Below are 12,116 nucleotides of genomic sequence, written 5' to 3'. Positions count from 1 at the left end.
ACTTTTGACAGGAGCGACTGGAGGGAAACCTCTCAGGTCGATAAAACGAATGAACGTCCTTACTTACAGCGAGGCGCGTGCCGGCTTTAAGCAAGCGATGGACGACGTCTGCCGCGATCACACGCCTATGCTGATAACCCGACAGGGCGGAGAAAATGTGGTCATGGTTTCGCTCGAAGATTTCAATGCGATGCAGGAGACCTTGTATCTGTTGAGTTCGTCGAAGAACGCCCAGCGGCTCGCTAAATCTATCGCCCAATTGAACGCCGGCGGTGCGACTGCGCGCGAACTGCTGACCGATGAACAAACAGAAAAGCCGCAACGAGGAGGCCGCAAAGGCTGATAGTGTTTTTATGTTTACGGACGAAGCGTGGGACGACTATCTGTATTGGCAAGAGACCGATCGAAAGGTCTTGCGCAAGATTAATACGTTGCTGGAGGAGTGTCGGCGCGATCCTTATTGCGGTACTGGAAAGCCGGAAGCACTGGTGGGCAGCTTGAGCGGTTTCTGGTCAAGACGCATTACTCACGCTGATCGCCTGATCTACTTGCCGCGAGACGGAAAGATTTATGTGACCGCTTGCCGTTTCCACTACGACGACTAAAACAAAAACCGGGCGCATTGCCCGTTTTTTGTTGTTCAGCGCGTGCGGCGCGAGTGGCACGATACGGACCGTTTGCTAACTTTCATGACGTCGGCAAGCGGTGGGTGACCAGTGTGCTATCGGCGTACGACCAGCGTGCAACCGCTTGCCTCAATGCTCAATCCGCGTGATGCCGCGCCCGTCCGCTGGAGCGCAACATCGAAAGTAGCGGCCAGCCAAGATTCACGCCGAGACTCGCGATCACGATCAACGCCATGCCCGCCAGTTGCGGCAGCGACAGCGCCCGTCCATACACAACCGCATCGACCACGATCGCCGTCAGCGGATAAACGAACAGCAGTACGGCGATGATCGGCGTGGTCAGCTTCGGCAGCGCGCCATAGATCAGTACATACGACAGCCCCGTATGCAGCACGCCCATGCCGATCAGCCAGAACCACTGCATCGGCCCGATATGCACGGCAGTGAGCGGTGCAATGAACGGCAGGCACACCACGCCGACTGCGCATTGCGCAAGCGTCAGCAGATGCGGCCGCAAATTGCCGAGTCCTTTGGCAATCAGCGTGACGCACGCGTACAGCACCGAACCCACCAATGCTTCGCCGATGCCGATCAGATAGCTCGCATGCCCCTGCAGATTCTCGGTAGCCGCCACGCCTGAAGCCAGGACAAGCCCGACGAACGCGGTCGCGATCCAGCCGAGCCGGTCGGCGCCGAGGCGCTCGTTGAACAGCGCCGCGCCCATCAGCACGACCCAGAACGGCTGCACGTGAAATACCACCGTCGCCACCGCAATGCTGGTGCGATGAATCGCGTCGAAGAAACCGACCCATTGCGTGACCATCAACACGCCGGAGATCAGCGCGAGCGCGACGGTGCGCCGCGTGAAATGCGCTCGTGTGAAGAAGCCCTTCCACGCGCAATACGCGGCGAGCGAGAGGAAACCGAACAGGCAGCGAAAGAACACCAGCGTCAGCGCGCCGAGCCGCGCTTCCTCGACGAAGATACCGAGCGTGCCCATCAGAAGCCCGCCGCTGGCCAGCGTAATCGCGCCTTGTTGACGTTGGGTGAGGGACATGCCGAGCAGCTCCGTGAGAGGGAGTCACCAGTATTGCGCCGCTTGCGTAGCACCGACAAACGAATTAAATTTAGCAATTCCATAAGCTGGATTGATAAATCATGCACCCCGAATTCGACGTCGATTTGCTGCGCACCTTCGTCGCGGTGGTGGAAACGGGCAGTTTCACAAAGGCGTCGGCGACCGTGCATCGCTCGCAGGCGGCGGTCAGCATGCAGATCAAGCGGCTCGAAACCATGCTCGGTACCACGCTGTTCGCCCGCAACACGCGCAATCTCTCGCTTACGCGGCCCGGCAATACGCTGCTCGAATACGCGCGGCGGGTGCTGGCGTTGCATGAGGAGGCGTGGTCGGCGATCGTGCGGCCCGAGGTGACCGGGCGCGTGGTGCTGGGCGCACCTGACGATTACGTGTCGTCGCTACTGTCGCCGGTGTTGCGGCGCTTTTCGAATCTGTATCCGCATGTGGAGATCGAGATCGTCTGTGCGCAGAGCACCTCGCTCGCGCCGATGCTGGCCGATAACAAGATCGACCTCGCTTTCGTCACGCGTGATCGCAAATTGCGCGGCGAATTCGTGCGCAGCGAGCCGATGGTGTGGGTGGGAGCGTCAGTGGATACGCCGGTGCTGGCGACGTCGCCGCTGCCGGTTGGGCTTTACGAGCCGGGCTGTGTCGCGCGCGAGCATACGCTGGCCGCGCTGAACGGCGCGCGTATCCGCTATCGGGCGGCGTTCAGCAGCGCCAGTCTGATGGGGCTGGTGGCAACGGTGGACGCGGGGCTTTCGGTGATCGCGCTCACACGTTGCAGCGTGCCGCCGCGGCTGGCGATTCTGGGCGAAGCGCAAGGCTTGCCGAAGATCGCGCCGCTGGAAATCGTGGTGGCGCGCAGCGCCAAATCGGATCGGCCGACGTGCGATTATCTGGCCGCGCAGATGGTGCAGGATTTGTCGCTGCGGCCGCAGACGCGCGGGGCGGCGGCCTAACTACCCGGCTCAACCCCGCGGATAAGCCGTCACCTCACCATCCACCGCGAGCCGCACGTGTTCGCCCGGACGCGGCGACAGATACCCCGGCACGCGAGCGCGCACCACCGTCCGCGCGCCGGACTGCAATTGCAGCGCCACGCCCGCATCCTGCCCCTGGAAGATCACTTCCTGCACGATAGCGTCATGGGACCCCACGCCATCCGGCGTCATCTCGTCTGCACGCAGCAGACGGATCTGTTCAGGCCGCACCATCACGTCGACCGCACCGTTGCCCATCGGCTCGCCCAGCGGCAAATCGCCGAGTTCGCAGTTCACGCGATCCTGCCTGACCACGCCCGGCAGCAACACCGCTTCACCGACGAACGAGGCAAGTTCACGTGTCACCGGCCTGCGGTACAGCGTTTCCGGCGTCGCGGTCTGGATCAGCCTGCCGTTCCACAACACGGCGACCTCGTGGCCGAGCGACAGCGCCTCCGATTGATCGTGCGTGACGAGCACGGCGGTCGCACCGGCCGCGGCCAGGGCGTTCGCCACGGCTTGCCGTGTTTCGAGCCGCAGTGCGGCGTCGAGCGAGGAGAAGGGCTCGTCGAGCATCACCAGCGTCGGCGACGGCGCGAGCGCGCGAGCCAACGCCACACGCTGCTGCTGACCGCCTGACAGTTGCTGCGGTGCACGCGCGCTGAAGTTCGCCGGCAAGCCGACCAGTTCCAGCAACTCGGCCACGCGATGGCGCGCGCGCCGCTGCGTGCGCGGCAAACCGAACACGATGTTGTCCGCCACGGACAGATGCGGAAACAGCGCGCCTTCCTGCGGCACGTAGCCGATGCGGCGCTGTTCGGACGGTACATGCAGGTTGTCGCCGGCGACGCGGCGGCCGTCGATTTCGACGCTGCCGCTATCCGCGCGTTCAAAGCCGCACAACAGCCGCAGCAAGGTGGTCTTGCCGCTGCCGGACGGTCCGAGCAGCGCGAGCAGCGTGCCGCGCTCGACGGAGAGGTCGATGCCGTGCAGCACGGGATGGCCGTCGAACGATTTTTGCAGTCCGCGGATACGAAGTTCGCTCATGAAAATCCGATGTCTAGGAGCAGGGCGATAGTGTGCAACGTTTAGTTGCGTTCGCCGAGTAACGCCGACTTGCCGAGCAACGCGAACAGGAGGCCCGAGGCGAACAGCGAAATGCCGGCGAGCAGGGCGGCATAGGGCGCTGCGGCGGCGAACGCCATGGTCGATGTGTCGGCCCAGACTTGTGTCGCGAGTGTTTGCGTGTCGATGGGCGAGAGCAGCAGCGTCGCATTCAGCTCGGTAACGACCGAGATGAACACCATTGCCGCGGCTGCGCCGAGTCCGGGGCCCGCCAACGGCAATACTACGCGAAACAGGGTCTGCGTCCATGTGAGGCCGAGGGCACGCGCCGTTTCTTCGAGGCGCGGCTGCGCCTGCATGAAGGCGGCACGCACGCTCACCAGCGCCACCGGCATGAACAGCATCGCATACGCGATCACCAGCAGCGTCGCGCTTTGATAAAGCGGTTGCAACGCGTGCACTGCGAGCGACACGATCGCCAGCGCGATCACCAGCCCGGGTACGCCTTGTGCCAGAAACACGGTGCGTTCGAACAGCGTTGCGAAACGCGTCGGATAGCGCACCAGCAGAAACGCGAGCGGCACGACCAGCAGCGTGGTCAGCAGCGCGGCGGCAAGCCCGAAACCGAGCGAGGAGATCGTCGCGTTGAACAGCAGTTCGGGCGACACGTCGGCCGGGGTGACGGCAGCCGCGCCCGGTTGCGTAAGCCAGAAACCGATCATGCCGAGCGGCACGCCGAGCGTCGCGATCGCGAGCGCAGCGAAGCCGGCCACGACGATCCAGCGCCACGCGCCGAGGTCGTAGCGCAACACCGCGCGACGTGTGCCGCGATCGACGCGTTCATAACGCGCCGCGCCGCGTACCCGAAACTCGAACGCCAGCACGATCAGGCAGATCACGATCAGCAGGCACGCGAGCAATGAAGCGCCGCCGCCATCGAAACTGGTGCGGTATTCCGCGTAGATTTGCGTGGTGAAAGTGCGAAAGCGCAGCAGCGTAAACGCGCCGAATTCGGACAGTACGCCGAGCGCCACCAGCAGCATGCCGCCGAGCAGCGCCGGGCGCAGTTGCGGCAACACCACGCGAATGAACGTGGCCCAGCGGTTGCAGCCGAGTGCGCGCGCGCTTTCTTCCAGCGCCGGGTCCATGCTGCGCAACGCCGCGGCTACCGGCAGATAAACGAGTGGGAAATACGCGGCGCTCAGCACCAGCAGCGCGCCGTTGAAGTCCTGCAGATCCAGACTCAGCGACACCCACGCATAACTCGAGATGAAGGCCGGCATCGCAAGCGGCGCGGCGGTGAGCACGGCCCAGATGCGACGCCCCGGCAAATGCGTGCGTTCGACAAACCACGCGGCCGCTGTGCCGACGACCGCGCAGACGAGTGTGGTCGATACGGTGATCAGCACCGTGTTGACCAGCAGTTCGCCGACCAGCGGCCGGAAGATCAGATCGACCGCCTCGTCGATGCCGAAGCTCGCCGCGCGCCAGAAGGTAAACGCAATCGGCAGCAACACCAGCAAAGCGCTGAGTGCTGCTGCCGCAAACAAACCGCGCGGCGCGCGCAAACGGGCGCGCGCTGTGGCGGGGGTTACAGCCGGAGGCCCGGCTGACACGGCATCGCTCATTTACAGCAAGCCTGCCTGACGCAGCAGCTTGCCTGCCTGGCTGTCGTCGCCGAGTTGCTGGATCGTCAGCGCCGGCGGGCTCAGTTCAGCCAAAGGCTTGAGGATCGGGTCCGGCGCAACGCCTGCGTGCAGCGGATATTCGAACATGACGTGGCTCTTCGCCATCAACTCCTGTGCGCGTTCGCTGACCAGATAGGCCAGAAACTTCTGTGCGCCGTCCGTGTTGTGGGCCGACTTCAGCACCGCTGCACCCGACACGTTCACCATTGCGCCGGCGTCGCCGTTGCCGAAGTGATAGATCGCGCTGCGGGTTTTTGCATCGCCGATTTCAGCATGCAGACGCGCCCAGTAGTAGTTGTTGATCAGACCCGTTGCAACGCCGCCGCGATTGACGGCTGCCACCACGCCTTCGTCGTCGTCGAAAATCTGCGAGTTGGCTTTCAGGCCCTTCAGCCATGCGACGGTTTGCGCTTCGCCCTTCAACGCGAGCACGGCGCTCACCAGCGGCAGGAAGTCGCTGTCGCTCGGCGCAATGCCGACCTTGCCTTTCCATTCCGGCTTGGCCAGGTCAAACAGCGACTGCGGCAGTTGCGATGCCTGCACCTTGGTCGTGTTGTAGGCCAGCACGCTTTCGCGCGCGGTCACGCCCACCCATGCACCGGTCGGCGAGTTGAAGCGTGCCGGCACGGTGCCGAGCGTCGAGCCGTCCACCTTGTTCAGCAGGCCTTTCTCTTCGAGCAGCATCAGCTCAGGCGAATTCTCCGTGAAATACACGTCGGCGGGCGTCGCCGCGCCTTCCGCGACGATCTGCGCGGCCATCGCCGGGCCTTCGCCGTTGCGGATCTTCACCGAAATGCCCGACTGCTTTTCGAAGTCCTTGGCGAGCAGATTGACGACCTGCTCGTGCTGTGCGTTGTACAGCGTGATCGACGCAGCGTGGGCCGTCGACGGCACGGTTGCGAGCGCAGCCAGCGTGAGGGCGGCTGCGCTGCTGACGAGGCGCAGGCGGGTGCCAAACCAGGAATGAGCCATGATCCTAAAATCCGTTAGTGATGTTATTGGTCTTCGCTATGCCGCATGCCTTGCGGCATAGCGGCTTGTGTCGCGGCTTGCATTACGTCTCGAACAAGCCCGCGCCGATATACGAACCCGGCTTCGCGCCCGGCGGCACAGCGAACACCGCGCTGCCGACGTGCGTCGTGAACTGGTTCATCATGTCGAACTTGGCGAGCTTGTCGTTGATCGGAATGAAGCCGGTACGCGGGTCGCTCTGGTGAGCGACGAAAATCAGGCCCGCGTCGTACTCGGTTTCCTGGCGCCATGGCGGCCAGCGCTCGATGTAGAAGTTCGTGCTGTCGTTGTACGAGTACGAGCGGCGCAGAATCTGCGCACCGTTGTTGCTCGCCTGATTCGACAGACGCACGTGCGAGTTCTCCGGAATCACCGGATTGCCGTCCTTGTCCTCTTCCTTCAGGTCCACCGGATCGAACTCGCTCTGCTTGCCGATCGGCGCGCCGCTGTACTTGTGACGGCCGAATACCTGCTCCTGGAAACCCACCTCGGTGTTGTCCCAGTGTTCGAGCGTGATGCGGATGCGCCGCACCACCGTATAGGTGCCGCCTTCCATCCAGGGTGCGTCGGCGGTGGCGCCGGCCCAGACGAATTCGTTCATCAACTGCGGCTTCGCAGTCGACGGATTGTTGGTGCCGTCCTTGAAGCCCATCAGATTGCGCGGCGTCTGACCGCGCGGACCGGACAGGAAACCAGATTGACCCCAACGCATCGCTGCGGTGCCGTACGCGAGACGCGCCAATTGCCGGACCGCGTGAAACGCGACCTGCTGATCGTTCGCACAGGCCTGGATGTACAGGTCGCCGCCGGTTTTTTCGGCGATGAGCTGATCGCCGTTGAAGCGCGGCAGGTCGACGAGCGCGGCGGGGCGGCGCGCGGCGAGGCCGTAGCGATCCTTGCCGTCCTTCGTGAACAGACCCGGGCCGAAACCGAACGTGATCGTCAGGCCGCATGGGCCGAGGCCGAGCACGTCGCCGGAATCGGGCGCGGCTTTGGTGTTGACCGGGCTGTAGGCCGTGTCGTTGGCCTTCGCATCAGCCGGCGTATCGGCCTTGGTATCGACCTTGGTGTCGGCCAGTTCTGTTTTGGCCGCGGCGCCGGTCGGCAGCGGTGCGGCCGTGGCGCCTTGCGTCAGGCGCGCTGCGGCGTCGGTCCAGGCGCGCAGCAGGGCGATCACGTCGTCGCGCTTGTCGGTCGTCAGATCGAGCGCGGCAACGTACGTGTGACTCTGCTGTGGCGTGACGATGCCGCCTTGATGCAAGCCGTAGAACGGCTCGACCGCCATGTGCGGATCGGCGCTATGCGCCGGCGTCTTGCCAAGCGCGGCCTGGGCGGCGCCGGCCGCACCGAGGCTCGCGCCCGCTGCGACCGCCGCACTGCCGGCCTTCAGAAAACCGCGCCGTGAGGGCCGCGGGGGTTGATCGTTTGCCATGGTTACTTCACCTTCAGTTGGCCGTGGGATGTGCCGGGTTTGCGACCGGCTCTGAGGCTGGGTTCGCTTCGCTTGCTTGCCTTGCTGGTTTGCCGTCCCTGCTTGCGCCGCAGAGTTGCATCGCTTACTTCGCCAGCACCAGCGTGTTCACGTCGTCCTGCACGTAGTAGAAACCGTCGCCTTCGGGTGTCATCGCAAGACCGAACAGATCGCCGTTGCCCGGGGGCGATTGCGCCTTGTCGGTGTCGATCCAGCGTGCGTAAATCTGCTTGCCGGTGGCAGGATCGATTTCGACGATCTGGCCGTTCAGTGCGTTGGTGACGAGCAGGTGGCCGTTAGGCGCCGTGACCATTGCGAGCGGGCGATGCAGCAGGCCGTCGGCGGTCAGTTGGCGGCCCACGCCCGCGCTGGTGTCGCGCGTCATCGGATCGTCGATTTCGGTGACGCGGTTGCCGATCGCATCGGACACGTACAGCAGTTTCTGATCGCCCGACAGCGCGAGTCCGGTCGGCCCGACGAGGAACACGCCCTTGTCGGCCTGCGCGCCGAAGCCGCTGCCGACCACGGTTTCCTTCTTCACGACCGGCGGCTTACCGGCCGGCACGTCGAGGTCCAGACGCAGCACGGTGGCCTGCTTGAACACCGGCGGATTGCCGTTCGCACCGCCCACGCCGAAACCGGCGTTGCTGACGAACAGCGTCGCGCTCGTGCCGTTGTCGACGACCGCCATGTTGCCCCACGGATCGTTGATGTTCGGGCTGTTGATGGTCGACGCGACCTTGCCGTTCGGATCGATCACGATCAGGCAACCGGCGCCCTTGGTGCCGGTCGTGCCGTCATTGCTCGGCGTGCTGCCGACGATCACGTAGCCCGACTTGAGCATCGTCATCGCGGTCGACAGCCCGATGCCGCCCGGGCATTCCTTCAGATCGCGCGGCACCGTGGCGAACACCGTCATCTGTTTGGTGTCCGGGTGATAGTTGATGATCGTGCTGCCGGTGCCTTGCAGATTGGTCGAGTTGTTGAAGTTGCCGACCAGCACGTCGCCCTGCTTGACGGTACCGGCCGTGACCGGCGCGACGACCACTGCATACGGGTTCTGGTCGCCGTTTTCCGGCACGGTGTTGATCAGCGTAGTGTGATGCTTGACGGTTTCGAGGAAACCTTGCGGTTCGGCGTGCGCGACGCCGGCCGTCGCGAATGCGGCGGCGCTGACAGTTGCGGCAATCAGGGCCCGCGCGGCGCGCGGCGAAATAAGGCGCGTGGGGTTGTTCATGAGTGAGCCTCCGTGCTTGCGCACAAAGCGGTGGTTGCGGTCATGATCGAAAGCATGGGATTCGATTGGGCTAGAGCGTGTGTGATGGCTGGAAACGGCATCAGAATGTGATGTTGGTCCGCACGCCGATGACGAACGTATTGCGCAGCGGCTGCGTCGGATCGCTCGGGTTCTGGCCGGCGCCGGCATTGAACGTGTATTGCGCATCGGCCTGCAATTGCCACCACGGGTTGACCTGATACTGGTAGGTCGCTTCGAGCGTGGTTTCGCTGGTGCGCACGCCGTACGGGCCGCCACTGAATGCCAGGTTATCCTGATCGAGACCATTCGCATGGTTGCCGATCTTGATGTAGGTGAGCGCGATGCCGGCGCTGTCGTTGTCGCGTCCGGCGAACGGCGCCTTCAGCACGATGCCGAGGTTGGCGGCGAGGCTCACCAGGTTGCGGTCGCCCGGTGCGCCCATCACGCGCGCAAAGACGTTGAGACTGCGCGGCTCGTCCGGATCCGGGCGCCAGATCATCTGGTCGGCTACCGCGTAGACGCTGTAGTCGCCGTGATGATTCTGCGCAACGCCGGTACTTGCCGGGTTCGCAAGCGAGAGGCCGGTGTTGTCGTAGCGCAGATCGGCGAAGCTGCCGTTGTTGTACCAGAGGCCGACCTTGTAGGTGCCCGGCAAACCGCCGCCGCCCATGCCGACCATTTCACCGTCGGCCGGCTGGTTGATCGCGTACTGCAACTCGCCGATGAACAGCGTGCCGTTATGCAGGTTGAAGTTGGTGCCGCTCTTGTTGTTCGGATTGTTGCCGAGCGGATCGCCGTCGAATACGCCGGCGAGCGCCGTCAACGAAGGCGTGATCTGTCCGCGCACGCGCACGCCGAGATCGGCCAGCGGATAAGCGGGACCGCCGGACGGCATGTCATAGGACGGCAGGGCGGGCCAGCCGAACATCGTATTCACGAACAGCGCCGAATTCGTGCTGGTGATGAATTCCTGATCGATACTTTGCTGACCGACCTTGACGTCGATGCGCTTGTTCAGGAACGACTGCTGATACCACAGTTCCCACAAGCGGGTCGTATCGTCGGCTTCGATGCCGCTCGCCGTGTTCAGCGTGCCCAGTTTGTTGGCGCTGAGGTTGGCGCCGTGGATCTGCAATGCGCTGACGTTGAACAGGCCGCCTGGCAAACCGAACGCTTTTTGCGTATCCATTTGGACGGTTGCTGTCGTGAGACCGTCGTAGTCCGCGCCGCGGGCGAGGCCGCCGCGGACATTGGCGAGCACTTCACTGGTTTCGGTGAGCGCGAACGTCACCCCATATTTACCGAGCCAGGGGCGCAGGCCGCCGATGTCGCCGAGCATCGTCGGGCGATTCCAGAAGCCGGTCCATTGATTCGTTTGAGTCGCCTTGATGTTCAGGTCGGCTTCCGGCGCTTCCGGTGCGGCATCGGGATTGGCGTCGGCCATTGCTGTGCCGGCAGTCAACGTGGCCCAGGCGAAAGCCGTGCAGAGCGCGGCGTGACGTATCGAGAGCAAACGCGAGCGGCGCGAGGCGGAGTCGCGAAACGAACGCGCCTGGCCGGCGGGTTCTCTTGATTGGGCGAACTTCATCGAAATCCTTATTTGTGTTGTATCGACTCATCTGGGCATCGTGGCGGTACATCACGGTGTGCCTGCGATTTACCGCATCGGTTCGCGACGCCGGATGCAGCAGATGGCGAGATCGTACGCATGCGAAATAGGTGCGTCAACACAAATGAGAACGATTCGCATCAATATTACTGATGTGTAATTCCGAGATTTACGTACTGCTGCTAAAGGTTGTTTTGATGTAAGTTAAATCGAATAAAAACGTAATGAATAAGTAGGATTGTGGTCGTATCAAACCGATGCAGGAGGAGCGGGTGTCATGCGGAGTAGTCACCGGCCCGCGCAGAGGTGGCGCCAATAGGCCAGGACGGACGACTACGAAGACAAGGAGAGGCGGGCGTCCTGGGCAGGCAACAAAAGAAGCTATGATCATCTTCGAAGCCACGCCGTCATGCGAAGCCCTTGAATGCTCAACGCTCAAAACCATACCGGACGACACCGATGTCACACACCGTGAATCTGGAAAATTACTTCGCCCGCATAGGCTACACAGGGCCTCGTGCGGCGACGCTGGAAGTACTTCAGGAGCTCCACAAACTGCACCCCCGGGCGATTCCCTTCGAGAACCTGAATCCGCTCACGCGCCGTGCGGTAAAACTCGATATCGAGTCAGTCGAAACCAAGCTGATCACTCAACACCGTGGCGGCTACTGCTTCGAACAGAATGCACTCTTCGCGAACGTGCTGACGCAGTTAGGCTTTAAAGTCACGCCGCTATTGGGCCGGGTCTTGTGGGGCCGCGAATCCGATGCTGTTCCTCCGCGCACGCATATGATCCTGCGTGTCGACATGGCAAGCGGCGCATGGATCGCCGATGTCGGTTTCGGCAGCGTGACGCTAACAGCGCCGCTGCGCCTGATCGCGGGTAATGCGCAGCCTTCCGAACTAGGCACGTTCCGCCTCGCCGATGCTTCGCACGACGCGCTCTGCCTCGAAGTTCAATCCCACGATGAAAGCTGGGCGCGCGTCTACCGTTTCGATCTGCATCCGGTCGAATGGATCGATTACGAGACCTCGAACTGGTATACGTCGACCGCGCCGGATTCCATCTTCCTGAGCAACCTGATCGTTTGCCGGGTTCTCGCAGAATCGCGCCTGACACTGCTTAACGACCAACTGAACGAGCGCGCTGCGGACGGCCGGCTCGTCCGCGAACGGCAACTAGGAAGCGCGGATGAACTTGCAAGCTGCCTGCGCGATCAATTCGGTCTGAACACGGGCGACATCGACATTGCGGAAGTATTCGGGCGCGTGCGCACACCGGCGGCAGGCGCCGTCTGAGGCAGGAGCGTAAGCGCTGGCACCTGTA

Annotated in this window: 11 protein-coding genes; 4 read left to right on the top strand and 7 right to left on the bottom strand. The window is 63.1% G+C overall.

The genetic code is table 11. From position 1 onward, the window contains the following. Window positions 1-49: 49 nt before the first annotated feature. Together ACOSV0_RS31775 and ACOSV0_RS31770 are read left to right on the top strand one after the other, a co-directional pair. The gene (locus ACOSV0_RS31775) at window positions 50-343 is read left to right on the top strand and encodes a type II toxin-antitoxin system Phd/YefM family antitoxin (protein ID WP_175054819.1); all 294 of its coding nucleotides are present in this window, start codon (window positions 50-52) and stop codon (window positions 341-343) included. Window positions 344-353: 10 nt separating this feature from the next. Next, window positions 354-605 carry a Txe/YoeB family addiction module toxin gene (locus ACOSV0_RS31770; protein ID WP_434115934.1) on the top strand — a complete coding sequence of 84 codons (252 nt, stop codon included), beginning with the start codon at window positions 354-356 and terminating at the stop codon, window positions 603-605. Between the two features lie 157 nt (window positions 606-762). Here ACOSV0_RS31770 and ACOSV0_RS31765 read toward each other — a convergent pair whose 3' ends face one another. Next, entirely contained in the window at window positions 763-1,683 is a 921-nt protein-coding gene (locus ACOSV0_RS31765) for a DMT family transporter (RefSeq protein WP_434111385.1), read from the bottom strand. A gap of 101 nt (window positions 1,684-1,784) precedes the next feature. Here ACOSV0_RS31765 and ACOSV0_RS31760 point away from each other — a divergent pair, with 101 nt between their 5' ends. Further along, entirely contained in the window at window positions 1,785-2,666 is an 882-nt protein-coding gene (locus ACOSV0_RS31760; protein WP_434111384.1) for a LysR family transcriptional regulator, read from the top strand. Window positions 2,667-2,675: 9 nt separating this feature from the next. Here ACOSV0_RS31760 and ACOSV0_RS31755 read toward each other — a convergent pair whose 3' ends face one another. The 6 genes from ACOSV0_RS31755 to ACOSV0_RS31730 form a co-directional block, all read right to left on the bottom strand. Continuing rightward, window positions 2,676-3,734, bottom strand: coding sequence for an ABC transporter ATP-binding protein (locus tag ACOSV0_RS31755; RefSeq protein ID WP_434111383.1), 1,059 nt, complete (start codon window positions 3,732-3,734; stop codon window positions 2,676-2,678). 41 nt (window positions 3,735-3,775) lie between these two features. Next, a complete protein-coding gene (locus tag ACOSV0_RS31750; RefSeq protein WP_434111382.1) occupies window positions 3,776-5,380 on the bottom strand; it encodes an ABC transporter permease in 1,605 nt (534 codons plus the stop codon). Continuing rightward, window positions 5,381-6,412 (bottom strand): iron ABC transporter substrate-binding protein, encoded by a 1,032-nt coding sequence (locus ACOSV0_RS31745; protein WP_434111380.1) that lies wholly within the window; start codon window positions 6,410-6,412, stop codon window positions 5,381-5,383. 82 nt (window positions 6,413-6,494) lie between these two features. Then, on the bottom strand, window positions 6,495-7,883 hold the full coding sequence (locus ACOSV0_RS31740; protein ID WP_434111378.1) for a Dyp-type peroxidase: 1,389 nt from the start codon (window positions 7,881-7,883) through the stop codon (window positions 6,495-6,497). A 124-nt stretch (window positions 7,884-8,007) separates the two neighbouring features. Next, window positions 8,008-9,159 (bottom strand): hypothetical protein, encoded by a 1,152-nt coding sequence (locus ACOSV0_RS31735; protein WP_434111376.1) that lies wholly within the window; start codon window positions 9,157-9,159, stop codon window positions 8,008-8,010. Window positions 9,160-9,259: 100 nt separating this feature from the next. Continuing rightward, window positions 9,260-10,768 carry a carbohydrate porin gene (locus ACOSV0_RS31730; protein ID WP_434111374.1) on the bottom strand — a complete coding sequence of 503 codons (1,509 nt, stop codon included), beginning with the start codon at window positions 10,766-10,768 and terminating at the stop codon, window positions 9,260-9,262. Between the two features lie 480 nt (window positions 10,769-11,248). On the opposite strand from ACOSV0_RS31730, the gene ACOSV0_RS31725 reads away from it, so the two are divergent. Beyond that, complete coding sequence (locus ACOSV0_RS31725) at window positions 11,249-12,088, top strand: arylamine N-acetyltransferase family protein (RefSeq protein WP_434111372.1); 840 nt, start codon at window positions 11,249-11,251, stop codon at window positions 12,086-12,088. Window positions 12,089-12,116: the final 28 nt, after the last annotated feature.

Origin of the sequence: Paraburkholderia caffeinilytica (genome assembly GCF_051027425.1) — a bacterium.
Classification (GTDB): Bacteria; Pseudomonadota; Gammaproteobacteria; order Burkholderiales; family Burkholderiaceae; genus Paraburkholderia; species Paraburkholderia caffeinilytica_A.
Note: the sequence above shows the minus strand (reverse complement) of the source record. Positions and strands in the feature narration are given on the sequence as shown.